At 39.9% G+C, this 15,751-nt stretch carries 13 protein-coding genes; 3 read left to right on the top strand and 10 right to left on the bottom strand.

Annotated elements, in window-relative coordinates; all coding sequences use genetic code 11:
• Positions 1-369: 369 nt before the first annotated feature.
• The 6 genes from RCP16_RS05275 to leuC all read right to left on the bottom strand — a co-directional run bounded on the left by RCP16_RS05275 (position 370) and on the right by leuC (position 9,368).
• Positions 370-4,092 (bottom strand): dynamin family protein, encoded by a 3,723-nt coding sequence (locus RCP16_RS05275; protein WP_308641807.1) that lies wholly within the window; start codon positions 4,090-4,092, stop codon positions 370-372.
• 209 nt (positions 4,093-4,301) lie between these two features.
• Positions 4,302-4,580, bottom strand: coding sequence for an NAD/NADP transhydrogenase alpha subunit (locus RCP16_RS05270; RefSeq protein WP_069327976.1), 279 nt, complete (start codon positions 4,578-4,580; stop codon positions 4,302-4,304).
• Positions 4,581-4,596: 16 nt separating this feature from the next.
• Positions 4,597-5,310 (bottom strand): endonuclease III, encoded by a 714-nt coding sequence (gene nth, locus RCP16_RS05265; protein ID WP_069327975.1) that lies wholly within the window; start codon positions 5,308-5,310, stop codon positions 4,597-4,599.
• Positions 5,311-5,629: 319 nt separating this feature from the next.
• Entirely contained in the window at positions 5,630-7,018 is a 1,389-nt protein-coding gene (locus tag RCP16_RS05260; RefSeq protein WP_308641806.1) for an N-acetylmuramoyl-L-alanine amidase family protein, read from the bottom strand.
• Between the two features lie 308 nt (positions 7,019-7,326).
• Positions 7,327-7,929, bottom strand: coding sequence for a 3-isopropylmalate dehydratase small subunit (leuD, locus tag RCP16_RS05255; RefSeq protein WP_069327973.1), 603 nt, complete (start codon positions 7,927-7,929; stop codon positions 7,327-7,329).
• A 17-nt stretch (positions 7,930-7,946) separates the two neighbouring features.
• Positions 7,947-9,368: a 3-isopropylmalate dehydratase large subunit gene (leuC, locus tag RCP16_RS05250; RefSeq protein WP_308641805.1), complete on the bottom strand. Its 1,422-nt coding sequence runs from the start codon at positions 9,366-9,368 to the stop codon at positions 7,947-7,949.
• Positions 9,369-9,612: 244 nt separating this feature from the next.
• On the opposite strand from leuC, the gene RCP16_RS05245 reads away from it, so the two are divergent.
• Positions 9,613-10,536 (top strand): LysR family transcriptional regulator, encoded by a 924-nt coding sequence (locus RCP16_RS05245; RefSeq protein ID WP_069327971.1) that lies wholly within the window; start codon positions 9,613-9,615, stop codon positions 10,534-10,536.
• A gap of 130 nt (positions 10,537-10,666) precedes the next feature.
• On the opposite strand, the gene RCP16_RS05240 is transcribed toward RCP16_RS05245, so the two are convergent.
• Positions 10,667-11,194: an NAD(P)H-dependent oxidoreductase gene (locus RCP16_RS05240; protein WP_069327970.1), complete on the bottom strand. Its 528-nt coding sequence runs from the start codon at positions 11,192-11,194 to the stop codon at positions 10,667-10,669.
• 116 nt (positions 11,195-11,310) lie between these two features.
• Between RCP16_RS05240 and RCP16_RS05235 the strand changes: the two genes are divergently transcribed.
• Both RCP16_RS05235 and RCP16_RS05230 read left to right on the top strand, forming a co-directional pair.
• Entirely contained in the window at positions 11,311-11,682 is a 372-nt protein-coding gene (locus tag RCP16_RS05235) for a winged helix-turn-helix transcriptional regulator (RefSeq protein WP_069327969.1), read from the top strand.
• Positions 11,683-11,861: 179 nt separating this feature from the next.
• Entirely contained in the window at positions 11,862-12,575 is a 714-nt protein-coding gene (locus RCP16_RS05230) for a DsbA family oxidoreductase (RefSeq protein ID WP_069327968.1), read from the top strand.
• A 165-nt stretch (positions 12,576-12,740) separates the two neighbouring features.
• Here RCP16_RS05230 and RCP16_RS05225 read toward each other — a convergent pair whose 3' ends face one another.
• The 3 genes from RCP16_RS05225 to RCP16_RS05215 all read right to left on the bottom strand — a co-directional run bounded on the left by RCP16_RS05225 (position 12,741) and on the right by RCP16_RS05215 (position 15,539).
• A complete protein-coding gene (locus RCP16_RS05225; RefSeq protein WP_069327967.1) occupies positions 12,741-13,364 on the bottom strand; it encodes an alpha/beta hydrolase in 624 nt (207 codons plus the stop codon).
• A 22-nt stretch (positions 13,365-13,386) separates the two neighbouring features.
• The gene (locus RCP16_RS05220; RefSeq protein WP_137220607.1) at positions 13,387-14,334 is read right to left on the bottom strand and encodes a ring-cleaving dioxygenase; all 948 of its coding nucleotides are present in this window, start codon (positions 14,332-14,334) and stop codon (positions 13,387-13,389) included.
• Positions 14,335-14,723: 389 nt separating this feature from the next.
• Positions 14,724-15,539 (bottom strand): carbon-nitrogen family hydrolase, encoded by an 816-nt coding sequence (locus RCP16_RS05215; RefSeq protein WP_308641804.1) that lies wholly within the window; start codon positions 15,537-15,539, stop codon positions 14,724-14,726.
• Positions 15,540-15,751: the final 212 nt, after the last annotated feature.

Here is a 15,751-nt window from a genome sequence, read left to right as displayed (position 1 = left end):
GATTCTCTTGTCGATGATTAGCATAATGAAGCTTACCACCGTCCTCAAAAGCCCGCAAAGTGGATACACGTTCGTTTATCGGCAATCGCTTTAAATTTATGCCATAATTTAGACATAAACCGTCAATTTTAATGAAATAATGCAAAATACTACATTTCACGAGCATTTCTTAACATTCATTTTATTTTGTAAACTTGTTTATGCAATAATTTGGTAAAAGCGCTATCACTTTTGAATATAAGTATTGTATCTATTTTCACATATATAATAATAAGGAAGTTATGTATAGATAAAAAAGAACGCCTATCTTCTGATAGCACGCTCTTTTTGATGATTAATTATTATTCGTATGACTTTTAAGTCTATATTTTATAAATCATAAGCTTGTTTGATTCTAGCTTCATCTTCTGCTGAAACAGAGTGAATTAATGTTTCTAGATCATGAGCTAATGCTGACCAGCGATCTGCACTCACATCTGTTTGCAATGAAGCTTCAGTTCCTTCGACCCACTCTGCAATTTGACGTTGCATATCATCAGCCGCTTCTTGTAGTCTTTGGTTCAGACCAACAATATAATATTGTGACAATCGCTCACGTTGTTCATCCAACATGCTAGCGATTAATTGGTCTAATCGCCCCGATACTTCTTCACGGAATTTCTCACGTCCACCTTGTTCAAAGAAATAACGAGGATTGCGGAATAACGACCAGAGTGACTTCCAATCCAGTACATCTGCTATTTTCATCTGTACCAGTTCTGGAGTTTGCCATTTGGTTAATTCAGGCTTAGATAATGTCAAACCTGCTGCCGCCGCTTCTGCTTCACGTCCATACACTTCTTGACGCTCACCGACTACTCGCTCAGAAGCTTTCTCCATGCGTAACGTTGTAGCCAGTACTTCCTGCTCTAATTCTGTAGATAATCGGCGTAATAATTCCCGTCCACAAGCAGCAAAATCTGCTTTGAGATCAGGAGATTCACTATTAAGCAAAGAAGGATTAAAGATTTCAGGCATCCAATCTAGCGCCTTCAAGCGTACACGTTGACGAACATGGAATAACAATTCGCCGCTTTCTTCTTGAATCCGTCGATCCGGTTCGGTCTGAAACATTCGCATAGCTGCCGCATGAGCAGCTGATCGTTCTTGCACCAGCTGTTGCATACGTTCTACTCGATAAGCTTCTCCACGCTTCGCCGCATCTTCCCATGTGAGTACTGTTTTGCGTACACGTTCTACTTCATCATAAGCCGCTTGAATCGCAAGTCCTGCTAATGTCTCATCTGCAAAGTTCATAAAATGTTGCTGGAACTGTCTGAATCCATCATCATTACCTTGAATAGCTCGACGACTGGATAGCGCATAAATATTAGGCTTGCGAATGCCTGTCGTATTAAGCTCATGTACTATACGTTCAACCACTTGATTCTTTTCTTCTTCCGAGGAAGCTAGATCGGATGCATTGACTACAAAAAACATATTATCTAATGCTAGACTTCCTTTGACCCGACCTAATTGCTCTAGTAACTGACGATCTCCATGTGTAAATGCGTGATTATAATAAGTCACAAATACCAATGCATCTGCTGACTTCATATACTCAAAAGTTACTCCAGTATGACGGGCATTGACGGAATCGGCTCCCGGTGTATCAACCAGTACCATCCCTTGAGCGGTCAATTCACAATGATAATACAGATCTATCCGTCGTACAAAGCAAGACTTGGTCTCTTCGGATACAAACCCTCTAAATTGATCCAGTCCGATCTTCAGATCTTGTCCAAGCAAAGGCTCTGCTTCTTGCCAACCTGCTGCTGCTGCAATCACAAAGTTATAATGAGCACGTGCAGAAGGATGAATACGTCCAGGCGATAAGGAAGCAATCTGTTTTCCCCAGTCCTGTTCTAATGTCATCTCTGGTAATCCTAATAAGCGAAAAGCTCCAGTAATATCTTCTTGCATTTCTGTTCTACTTTTCATAAAGACTTGAGCAGTTCCGTGACCATATTCCCCTTCAGGTGCCATGATCTGTGTAATAGCAGCTGTCATCGGATGAGGAGAAACAGGAAGTACGGCTTCCCCTAGTAAAGCATTTGCAAATGACGACTTCCCTGCGCTAAATGCACCGAATAAAGCCAACGTAAATTTACCATTTTCCATTACATGAGCACGACGACGCAATTCAGTAGCAGGTAAGCTTAATCCTTTGATATGTTCGATCATATCTGAAGCTTGACGCAACTGCACAGCTGTTTGGACAAGGCGCTCTTTTCGATGAGAAGATATTACTTTTTCTTTTATAGGTGGCATGATAATACTTGAATCAGTATCTGTGTGTGTTGAAGATCCTGAGCTTCCTACTAATGATTCAGATGATTGTAAAGTATCAGTAGAGGATGACGTTAGCTGATCATCTATAGCAACTGTAGAATCCACTTCACCTGTTTCTTCTAGGATAGCAGGTAACCACTGCGCTTGAAGCTGTGCACGGGCAGGCAGTAATTGACGTACCGCTTGATCATTTTGTTCTTTTTGCTGTTCTAATTGCTGTTGACGCATCAATGATTGATACCGTCCAGCTAATTGATCACGCTCTTGCTGTAATCCTTGTTGCTCTGCTTCTACCTTGGGCTCTAACTGTTCCAGTAGACGCTCCATCGCATCAAGTGCAGCTCTCCGATAGATAGCGACTGTTTTTTCACGTAACGCACGCGTGTAGTTCAATACATACTCACCTGAAATCGCAATATCTGAAGTTGCACCGGCTTCGATATCACGTTCTGTGATTTGTGGCAAAGACGATGTTAACAACGTTTCTTGTTCTTCAGTCCATAATTGTTGTTCTTGACTCCAGCCACGTAACAATCCACGTACATGAACATCTAGATTAGCAGCAACTTGTTCCCGGTATGATGTCAGAAAATTAGACTTGCGCTGCTCACGTTCTTGAGCCGTTTTGTCTTTGGAAGCAAAAAATCCTACTTTGAATCCAGGACGTTGACTTTCCAGATACAACTGAGCTAGATCACGTACAGGTGCAGGTGTGATATTGGCTTGATCTACCAATCGTCCAATTTCCCAACTCCATGTTTTGCGATAATTTTCTATTGTAGTCTGCGCAGTAACAATCTGTTGTTCAAATTGTTGAAGTTGCGCATTCAATTGTTCTATCGTCATTTCATCGTTCAGATCATGGTCTACAGTCGAAGATGGTTCTTCTTCGCTGTTCATTTGCTCTTGCAACCATTTGGTATGTTCTTCAGCTAATTCCCAGATCGCTTGAGACAAGCTATACATCCGCAAGGGTTCACGCTCAAGTAACAACTCACCAATAACGGTACGTAGACGCTCTAGCTTACCATGACGATGCTGAGGCTCCTGTCTGGATACATAAAGGATACCTGCTGGTTCAATACCTCGTCCGGCAAAAGACTGAGCGACTCCACGTTGATAGTCAGCAAAAGCTAATTCTGAATCATCATGTTTATCAATCTGATTAACGATTAAGTATAAAGGCTTCCCTCGCTCAGATAACGTTTTGGCAAATGAAAGATTGGTTTCCGATTGAACATGGTTATAATCCATCACATAAAAAACAACATCTGCACGATGCAATGCAGAGTACGTAGCCGCTTCATGAGCCGCGTCTGTAGAATCGACACCCGGTGTATCCAACAATACTCCATGAGCGCCTAGAAGCTTAATATCGTCCCATAGATCGACTGATTCGTACTCGCCACCATTTTTACAATATTCATCTAATGCATCCAGACCGATTTCAAAAGAAGGTTCCTGGCTATTAAGATGAACGATTGCGCGTGGTTCACCATCACGAATAGCTGCAATATTAGCTGTAGTAGGAATCGGGCTTGTCGGTAAGACCTGCTTGCCACAGAGCCAGTTCATCAGACTGGATTTGCCCGCGGAAAAGTGTCCACAAAAAGCGAGCACCAATTCTTCAGAACGATGCTTCTGGATTAAATCTTGCGCCTTATTAGCAGCAGACGTATTGCCTTGTTGTTGAAGTGTCGCTTTCAATTGTTCAAGTATATGATCTAAAGAATCTTTGGTTTGCGGTGTAATCGCTTGCATCAGTATGCCCTCCATCATGCATGATCTCTGTCCCAATCACTTTTCTGATATTGTACCACTGTGACCCACTGGATGTAACTATTGGATTATTCACTTGATCTATACCTACAAAAAAGGCTTTTTATGAATAGCTTCTATATACCTGACTCACAGATATATACATGCATTCATAAAAAGCCTTATGTTCTACTATAATGTTATCCGTACAATTAGATAACGCTAGCTTCTGTTTCAGCAACAGGTACTAGAATTTCAAATAATTTACCATGTTGTAAAATAGTAATACCTTTACCTTTGTCTTTCATAACAACAACATCACGCTTTTGTGCCATACGCTCGATATAATAATCAGGTACATCACCAGAATAGTTAACTGTAATACCGTCAACTTCTTTTTCTTCGTTTTCAGCCAATTCCTCTGCTACCACTTGCTCAAAGATATCAGAAAATTGTTCAAAATTATCAGTATACACAGAAATGCATTTCATAACGTTCGACCTCTTTTTATGTTGTAGTGTTGTTTTTCTTTACTGATTTTGAGATTTTCGGTTTGACCTTTTTCTCTTTGATCACTAAAGACGTTTTCATTCTTTTTTTGCCTTCACGACAAATGTCCAGTAGTGGACATACCTGACAAGCAGGATTTTGAGCTTTGCAATGATACCGTCCGAAAAAGATAAAACGATGATGACTAATCGTCCATTCCTCTCGAGGTACACGCTTGTTCAGCTTGTTTTCCACTTCAGTCACATTGTCTTTCCAGTTTGCGAGTCCTAGCCTTTTGGATACACGTTCAACATGAGTATCTACTGCAAAAGCCGGCACATCAAATGCATTGGATACGACCACATTCGCTGTCTTACGTCCAACTCCTGGGAGCTGTACAAGCAGGTCATGTTCACCAGGCACTTCTCCACCATATTGTTCAATCAGAATCTGGCATAGGTTCTGGATATGCTTCGCTTTGTTGCGATACAATCCAATACGCCGTATATCTTGTTCCAATTCTTCAAGAGGTACAGAGATATAATCCTGTGGTGTGTGATATTTCTGAAATAAATCTGCCGTCACCTTGTTGACTGTTGCATCTGTGCATTGTGCCGATAGCAGTACAGCAATCGTCAGTTCAAACGCATTGTTATGATTAAGTTCGCAGTGCGCATCTGGGAACATGCCAGCGATGGTATCTAAAATATGTCTCACTGTAGTGGCATTCATTAGTATTCCTCCTGCAAAAAACCGCCTGTCCACGGCATTTTCCGCGACTCAGACGGTATCGTCTCACTGTACCTGCATGATAGGGATTGCTGCGTCTAGCATTAGATCTCGTACCCAATCTTCAATGACAATACAATTCGTATCTTAACATGTTCTGTGACGAATTGCACGCATCGTTTACATGAATTTTCAGTAATTTTTTACTTACGTCAACAAATCGTTAAAAGTTATCAAGGATTTGCTTTTTTCCAAAACAAAAGATCAGTCATCTATTTAAAATATAGATAAGACTGATCTTTTGGTACACATGTATTTTCTTTTAGGATACCCCTAAATATTCTTTGATTCCTTTAACGACACCTTCAGCAACAGCTTGTTGTCTGGATGCATCGTTCATTTTGGATTCTTCCGATTTGTTACTGATAAATCCAACTTCTAGTAGTACCGCAGGCATTGTCGTTTCACGAATAACATGGAAATTACCATATTGAACGCCACGATTTTTAAAACCTGTAGCTGCAACCAGATACTTGTGAATCGTCTGTGCTAGCTTTTTACTATTACTGCGTTGGTAATACGTTTCTGTACCGGAAGCCGCAGAAGAACTACTGCTGTTCGCGTGAATAGAGACAAATAGATCAGCATTTAGCTTCTCTGCTACTTTCACACGTTGTTTCAGTTCAAGGAACGTATCGTCAGAACGTGTAAGTACTACATCAATATTTGGATCTTGTTTAAGAATAGCTTCTACTTTAAGGGCTACAGCAAGATTCAAAGCTTTCTCTGTACTTACAGAACCAACAGCTCCTGGATCTTGATATCCATGTCCTGCATCAATTACGACTACTTTTTTACCGGAGTTCCCTACAGCAGATCCAGGTTGTGTTGTTCCTTCTGTGCTTGTTGGAGGTGTAGGTTTGGTTCCGTTATCCGGTGTTAGATCGACAATTAACAATCCGTCACCTTCGTTAAAGACTTCGTAATTCTGCTTATTGTTCAAATCAATTACAATTCGAATAGAAGATGGATCTGTACTGTACTGTGAGTAACGAATTTGAGAAACTTTATCATTGTTCTCTACAGCCAGTGTTTGAATTTGTCCTGCACTTGCAGATTGACCTTGAGCAAAGCCGCCACCAAAGTCAGAGTTAGGCAGATCAATAACGATTCGATTCGGTGAATCCATTTTGGATACTTTTGGTGTTACGTTTTTGTCCAGTGTAACCAATAAGCGGCTTTCACTAAAACTAATACCGTTCACCAGTGCAAGACCGTTCTCGGCGTTTGATCCTGATTCCGAAGTCGTTCCTCCGCCGGTGCTCGTGCCTGTTGTTGCCAACGTGACAATTTTGTCGCTGTTATTCCAGTTTACTTTGATCCCCATCTGTTCACTAACCAGACGAATGGGTACTAATGTAGTACCATTTTGAACAACCGGTGCTGTATTCAGCGTATACGTTTGGTTATCGACAGAAGCCGATTTTTTGCCAATATTCAATGTGATTGATTTACCTTCGCCATCAATCGCAACCTTACCATCATCTTGATTCCAGGTTACTTGATAACCCAGTTCCTGAGAAATCACACGAATCGGCACCATCACCGAACCATCCATATTCTGTACTTCTTCTGGAATACTAAGTTGCTGTCCATTTAATACAACACGTGTGTTCGTGGCAGCATCACCGATGTGGGGAAAGGACCACATAAACGCAAACAAAAATAACAAAAAAGCAAATTTCTTCATTCTTCACCCCTACCATTCCCGTTTTTTATTACCGAACTTCTTGTACGGCTCCTACCGGTTTTCACATACAACCCGACGATTGTTTAGACGCTCAACTTGGTCAAAAGTTGCGAGTCTTTTACAATCTTAACAGAATGAACGCGACCTTTCCTTAAATTTAAAAATGTTACGTCAATGTAACCTTAAAATTCAAGGCGATTTTAACAAAATAAAAATGCACAACCCGCTGTCATAAGTACTATCGACAGGGTTATGCATTTTTTTAAGAATTATACGAATAAATGCTGAGCTTTATTATTTTCGTAGGTTGTAATATCTGCTTCATGTTGTAAAGTTAGTCCGATATCATCCAGCCCTTGAAGTAAAAATTGGCGACGATGCTCATCCAGATCAAAATCAATCGTTAGACCATAATCATCGGACAATTGTTTGTTCTCCAAATCTACTTTTAGACGGTAACCTTCATGATCGGCTGTACGTTGGAAAATGTCTTGTACTTGCTCTTCAGACAATTTGACAGGTAAAATTCCATTTTTGAAGCAGTTATTATAGAAAATATCTGCAAATGATGGTGCGATAACACAACGGAATCCATAATCCATAATCGCCCATGGTGCATGCTCACGAGAAGAACCGCAACCAAAGTTCGCACGGGAAACCAGTACAGAAGCTCCTTCGTAACGAGGTTTATTCATTTCAAAATCTTGATTCACATTGCCCGCTTCATCCCAGCGCCATTCGTAAAATAGAAATTGTCCAAAACCTGTACGTTCGATTCTTTTCAAAAACTGCTTAGGAATAATAGCATCTGTATCGACATTTACGCGGTCTACAGGAGCCACGATCCCGTTTAATTGTTTGAATTCTTCCATGGATAATTACCCCTCTCCTAGTTCAATACTTCTGATTTGAAATTCCAATCACGTACATCGGTAAAGTGTCCTGTGATCGCCGCTGCTGCTGCCATTGCTGGAGAAACTAGATGCGTACGTCCACCACGCCCTTGACGCCCTTCAAAGTTACGATTCGATGTTGAAGCACAGCGTTGTCCAGGTTGTAATACATCCGGGTTCATCGCTAGACACATACTGCATCCTGCTTCACGCCATTCAAAACCAGCTTCTTTAAATACCACATCCAAGCCTTCTTTTTCCGCTTGAATCTTCACGCGTCCAGAACCAGGAACGACGATAGCTGTCAAACGATCCGAAACAGTATATCCTTTCGCTACAGCTGCTGCTGCACGCAAATCTTCTATACGTCCATTCGTACAAGAACCGATAAATACATAATCAACCGGAATTTCAGCCATCGGTGTACCCGGAGCCAAATCCATATATTCAAGTGCTTTTTCAGCAGCTCTACGTTCATTTTCAGTCGTGAAATCAGCAGGGTTCGGTACGGAAGAAGTAATATCTGTACCCATACCCGGACTTGTTCCCCAGGTTACTTGTGGAATTAATGTATCGACATCAAATTCAAGCACAGTATCATACTCTGCATCTGCATCTGTTGTTAACTGTTCCCAACGTGCTACAGCTTCTTCAAATGCTGCGCCTTGTGGAACATATTGGCGACCACGAAGATATTCGATCGTTGTTGCGTCTGGGGCGATTAGACCTGCTCTTGCACCACCTTCAATGGACATATTACATACAGTCATACGTTCTTCCATCGTTAACTCACGAATCGCTTCACCTGTATACTCCAATACATAACCTGTTGCAAAGTCAGTACCATATTTCGCGATAACGCCCAAGATCATATCTTTTGCTGTAACGCCCGGTTTTCGTGACCCATTAAAACGAATTTCCATCGTTTTGGACTTGGATTGCTGCAAACACTGTGTTGCCATAACATGTTCTACTTCACTGGTTCCGATACCAAAAGCAAGAGCACCGAAAGCTCCATGAGTTGATGTATGACTATCTCCACACACGATTGTTTTGCCCGGATGAGTTAGACCCAATTCTGGACCCATAACATGGACAACCCCTTGATCAATCGTATCAAGATCAAATAGTTTGACTCCAAAATCTGCACAGTTCTGACTTAATGTATCGATTTGTTGCTTAGAAATTGGATCTTTAATATTAAAACGATCTGTTGTCGGTACGTTATGATCCATCGTTGCAAATGTTAATTCTGGACGACGTACTTTACGATTGCTTAGACGTAAGCCTTCAAATGCTTGCGGCGATGTTACTTCATGTACTAAATGTAGATCAATATACAAAATACTCGGTTGATTTTCTTGTTGAAAAATAACGTGATTATCCCAAATTTTCTCGTACAATGTTTTTTTACTCATTATTTTCACCCCATCATAAGATTCGGACTAAGTCAGCGAACATTCTCTTGCAGCAGATTACGATGGCTGCAATGAAATCTTGGACCTGAGAATGAAGCACCGCTTTATATTGAATCTAATATAACATCCAGTGCTATATTGTTCCAAGATATAATAACTATAGAAGTTATAGGCTATACTTATAAGTGAACTTTTATTAAAATAGATGTATAAAAACAATAGATGTACGAAGGAGCAACTGAACATGGAACTTAGACAATTGCAATATGCGTTACAAATAGCCGCTGAACGTAACTTTTCACGTGCAGCCGAGAAATTACATATTGCTCAACCTTCACTTAGTCAGCAATTATCCAAATTAGAAAAAGAATTAGGGGTGCTTCTGTTCCAGCGGAATACCAGTACTGTAGAATTAACTCATGCAGGTGCTAATTTTGTAGAACAAGCGCAGAAGATTATTGATGCAGTGGAACAGTTACGTCAAGAAATGGCAGATATTTCGCAATTACAAAGTGGACGTGTTGTGGTTGGTAGTATGCAGATTACCGGTTCACATTTACTCCCTCATGTATTACCTGCTTTCCGTGCTGCTTATCCGCAGATTGAAGTCATCTTAATAGAAGATACTTCGCTGAATCTGGAAAAGTTAACTGCAAGTGGTAAAACTGATTTGAGTCTACTGGCTCTTCCACTGACAGAACCTTCACTAACTTATGAACCCGTTGGCGATGAATTGATCGACCTGGCTGTACCCCCTAATCATCCTTTAGCGCAGCGCTTTGCGAATGGTGATCATCGACCTGTACAATTAAAAGAATTAGAACATGAACCATTTATCGTACTCAAAAAAGGACAAGGATTCCGCAAAATTGTATTCGATGTCTGTAAAGAAGCAGGATTTGAGCCACAAGTTGTATTTGAAAGTAATAATATTGAGACGATCCAATCTTTAGTCGCTACTGGAATGGGTGTTACTTTTGTGCCTCATTATATTGCACGAGCACGACGTGGCGAGTTTTTACCGATTTATTTACCTTTAGCCGAGCCGATTCCAAGCCGTACTCTGGTCATTGCACGTCGCAAAGGACGCTACCTTTCCAAAGCCGCTGAAGCTTTTGTGCAGACTTTTAAAGAAACGATGATCAATGTAGTGAATCCTGAACAATAAAAATAAGGAGAAGACATGAACTGTCTCTCCCTATTTCTGCATTTGGATTTTTATACGAAGACTAGCACTTGATGAATCGTAAAATACTTTATCATCGAAAATCATCTTCTTAACGAAAAAGATTCTTCTTTTAAAGATTTTGTAGAAAATCAATATATCCTGAAATACTTTCTTCAATACGTACAGGAGTAGATTCGTGCTCTGCACTATAGAAAGCGGTAAAGCCTTGATACGAAGCATGAATATAATCGAATGTCATTTCAAAAGGAAGTAATATTTGTTCTAACGTATAACGATATTTTCCTTCGGGTTGATAATCAGCTTCACTGACGCCTACAGTTACTGCAATAGCGACTTTACGATCAGTAAATACTTTACCTGTTGAACCGTATGCCCAACCATATAATAATACTTCATCCAACCATTTTTTTAGAAGTGGCGGCGAATTAAACCAGTATAATGGAAATTGAAAAACAATGTGATCATGGGCTTCAACTAGTGCTTGTTCTTGCTCCACATTTATTTTTTCGTCCGGATAGACTTTATACAATTCATGGATAGTAAATTGATCTGGATACTGTTCCAGTTCTTTGACCCAACGTTTATTAATCACAGAATCCTCCATATGGGGATGCGTTACAATAACTAATGTTTTCATATAAACCTCCATCATGATTACGCGTATTTATGTTGCTTCAATCATTGTATGGTGGATTACATTTTAAAAAAAGTACGCACTTTAATGTTAGATACTAACCTAAAGGAGAGTATGTTATGCATATCGGTAACTATAGTCTGACAGGCGTTGACCTTAAAGATACAGGATTTGGCTACACCCTCTCACTGGTAGGTGGGAAATATAAAATGATCGTGATGTACTGGTTAGCCGGCGAAAATAAAGTGATGCGCTATAATGAACTCAAGCGCTCGATCGGTACGATTTCTTTCAAAACGTTAAGTGTTACACTAAAAGAATTAGAACAAGATCAGCTAATCATCCGTACGGAATATCCACAAGTACCACCTAAAGTAGAATACCGTTTATCTGCACGTGGACAATCTTTGATACCTATTTTGGATATGATGTGTGATTGGGGCGAACAAAATCAGTTAGAGCAGGATGTATTAGAATCCAATCCACTATAAAAAAACAGCAAAAACAATAGTAATCATATCTTAATTACAAAAAGTAATAAAAATACTATTAATAACAATGGATTGCGTTTATACTGGAGATAGTGCAACTAACATGATTACACCTTATAGATCGTTTTATTTATATTTATCAATGTGCATTCTATTTATTTTACTGGAGGATTATACCTATGAAAATTGAAGTTTGGTCAGATTATCAATGTCCATTTTGTTATATCGGCAAAGCACGTCTTAATAAAGCGTTAGAACAATTTCCGAATCGGGACGAAGTAGAAGTTAGTTTCCGTAGCTTTGAGTTGGACCCGAATGCTGCTAAAGATATTCCAATGAATATGTACGAAATGTTAATGAACAAATACGGCTTAACGTTAGAGCAAGTGAAGCAAAATAGCGCTAACTTATGGCAACAAGCCAAAAATGAAGGTTTAGATTTCCAATTTGATACGATGGTATTAACCAACAGCTTTGATGCACATCGTCTACTCAAATTTGCCGCTAAACAGGGTAAAGAAGCAGAAATGAACGAAGCTTTATTCCGTGCTTATTTTACAGATTCATTGCATATTGGAGATCATGATACATTGCTGGATATCGCTGAACGTGTAGGCTTGGATCGCACCGAGACACAGACCTTTTTGAACAGCGAACAATTGGGCAAAGAAGTTCGTCAAGATGAACAACAAGCGAATCAATTAGGTGTAACTGGAGTTCCTTTCTTTGTTGTTAATAACAAATATGGTATCTCTGGAGCACAACCGACAGAAGTCTTCCTAAATACATTGCAAGATGTATGGGCAGAAGATCATCCATTACAAATGATCAATAGCACTGAAGGCGATGTATGTGTAGATGGTTCATGTATCGTACCTGACCAAAAATCATAAGCTATATTCGTAGTAACATCTTTATTTCATAATAATCGGTCATCAAAAAACGCTTCTGTTATGTATTAACGTACAATCCTTGAGATAAGCCTAACCCATCTAGGAGTTTACGTTTAATACAGCAGAAGCGTTTTTTTAACTTTTTTTGAAATTCATGGTGAACTTTTAGGATACGAACTGTTGATTATACCATTGTACCGCTGCTTCCACTTCGGTTGCAGTTAATTGGTGTCCGTAATTTTCCCAATGCAGATGTAAATTTGCCTGTGCATCTACAAAATACTTCGCTAATTCTTCTGTTTCTGCGCGAGGAATAATCGGATCATTGGTACCTGAACCCATAAAGATCGGAATACCTGAAAGATCAGGCACGGTTACACTGCGAAGTGGAACCATCGCATGATGCAGAACAGCTCCTTTTAACGATTGATTATCATGGAAAAGTAAGCTTGCTGCAATATTAGCACCATTGGAATATCCTACAGCTACAATATTACGACGATCAAATCCATACTCGACTGCGGCTTCATCCAAAAACGTATTTAATTCATGCGTACGAGCAATCAAATCAGGCTCATCGAATACCCCTTCTGCCAAGCGACGGAAAAAGCGTGGCATTCCATTTTCCAAAACAGCTCCACGCACACCCAATATCGAAGCTGTTGGTGCAAGACGTTGTGCTAAAGGAATTAAATCATTTTCTGTTCCACCTGTACCATGTAACAATAAGAGTAATGGTTGTGAAGGGTCGCTTCCTTGTTTAAAAATATGCTTTAAAGTCAGTGTCATTTTCTATTCCTCCATTCTTTATTTACGATTGAGCTGATACTTTACGAACTTCGATCGGTAATAGATTGTTTTCGATCAATTCACGTTGTGGTTCATACCATTCAGGTAACATTAATTTTTGTCCTAATTGATCAGCTGGTTCGTCATTAGCGAATCCTGGAGGATCTGTAGCAATTTCAAATAAGATTCCACCTTCTTCACGGAAGTAGACTGCATTGAAATATTGACGATCAATCACAGGTGTAGGTTGGAATCCTCCTGCTTGTACTTGTTCACGCCATAGTTCATGCTCTGCAAAGTCAGCCGCACGCCATGCGATATGATGAACGGTTCCTGCTCCAGCAATCCCTCTTGGTAATTCGCGAGAATTGACATCAATAATATTACCGATCTCTCCATCGGCTTGAAAACGAACATATCCATCTTCTTCCGCAATTTTGGTTAATCCTAATATATGCTCTACTGTATGCAATGTTTTAGCTGGTGCTGCGCTAAATAATACACCACCACCGAATCCTTTGATCGCTTGGGCAGCCGTAATACCATCCCATTCCCATGTACTCTGTGCGCCGCCTTCACGTTCTACCAATTCGATCCGTAGGCCATCATGATCTTCAAATCGCAATAACTGTTCGCCAAAACGTTGAACCGGTTCAAAGCGAATACCTAATCGAGTTAAGCGCTCTTTCCAGAAATCAAGTGATCCTGTTGGAACAGCAAATACTGTAATTCCTAGTTGACCTGCTCCAACGGCTCCTTTACGTGCACCTGGTTGTGGGAAAAAGGTAACGATCGTTCCTGGACTACCGCCAGCATCTCCAAAGTACAAATGGTATACATCGGGTGCATCAAAGTTAATTGTTTTTTTAACCATATGCAATCCAAGTACGCCTGCATAGAAATCAACGTTACGTTGTGGATCAGATACGAAAGAAGTGATGTGGTGAATACCTGCTGTGCGAAGTGTCATAATAATAATCTCCTTTTTGTTAATTCATTTTTTTAATTTTGATTTTAAATGATTTTTGAATGACCTTATTTGAAATATCTTTAAGTTAAACTAATTACGTGTACAAGTGTCTAAGTTGTAAGCTCGTGTTGTATATCCTTATTATAAACAGTTTGCACAAGAACAAAAGACCTTTAGGGAAGAATGTTGCTGAACACCGAACTAACTAACTTTTAGTAAGTTAAAAGATTTAAATTAGGATTGTTTTCTTCTTTTATGCGAGATCGTTCATTTGTATGCTCATTTACTCTTTCTAAATGACAGCATAAAAAAAGCGGAAATAATAGCACATGATATATGCTGTATTATTTCCGCTTCTGTAGAATCTATGTGTTACCTCGTATGCTGTTTTACTTTTGTTCATGAATATATAATTCAGGACGGCGATCTGCAAATACAGGAATACGCCCACGTACTTCATCTGCTAGATCAAGATCTATCGTCGCACTAATGATTCCTTCTACTTCATCCCCTTCAGCTAATACTTCACCCCAAGGATCAATAATCATCGAATGTCCGAAAAATTCACTTTTCTCGTCCCGTCCGACTCGATTGCAAGCCACCACATACATTTGATTCTCAATCGCACGTGCAGTCAGTAGTGTACGCCAATGATGCATACGTGGATGAGGCCATTCCGCAGGCACGAACCAGATCTGTGCACCGGCTAGAGCTAGACTGCGTGCTAACTCGGGAAAGCGAAGATCATAACAAATCGAAGCGGCGGCCGTCACATCATGTAGAGGAAATAATGCTTTCTGCTCACCCGGTTGCATAAATTTCTCTTCGTTCATCAATTTGAACAAATGAATTTTATCGTATTTGGCAGTACGCTCGCCATCTGCTCCATACACATATAATGTATTATAAAAACCGCTCTCCCGTTGTTCTGATATCGAACCTCCTACCAGTACAATCTGATGTTGCTTAGCGATTTGACTCATCCATGCGGTCAGCTTGCCATTTTCACGTTCAGCTAATCCTTCTAAGCGATCGAGAGCGTAACCGGTATTCCACATTTCAGGAAGTACGATTACATCGGGTCTTGGCGCCGCACTCATCGCTTGTGTAATCCATTGTTCAGCACGTTGTTGATTAACTGTAGGATTCGCAAGCTCAATATCCATTTGAATCAAAGCAATATGTAATTGACGTGTCTTATTCATTGGTTATAATCCCCTTTATCACAGCTTGAGTAGCTAGCTGAATCTAAGCTAGTTTTAATGTAGCATGAGTTTATTATTTTGGATATCCTCTATATAGAATCAGTAACATAGAATGGGCAACGAACCCTTCTGACTTTCGATTCCTTTAAATCTCCTGTATACTGATCGGAAAAATCATGATAGATTAGGAACACTTGAGGTTTTTTTAAATT

Origin of the sequence: Paenibacillus nuruki (assembly GCF_963311185.1) — a bacterium.
GTDB lineage: Bacteria > Bacillota > Bacilli > Paenibacillales > Paenibacillaceae > Saccharibacillus > Saccharibacillus nuruki.
Note: the sequence above shows the minus strand (reverse complement) of the source record. Positions and strands in the feature narration are given on the sequence as shown.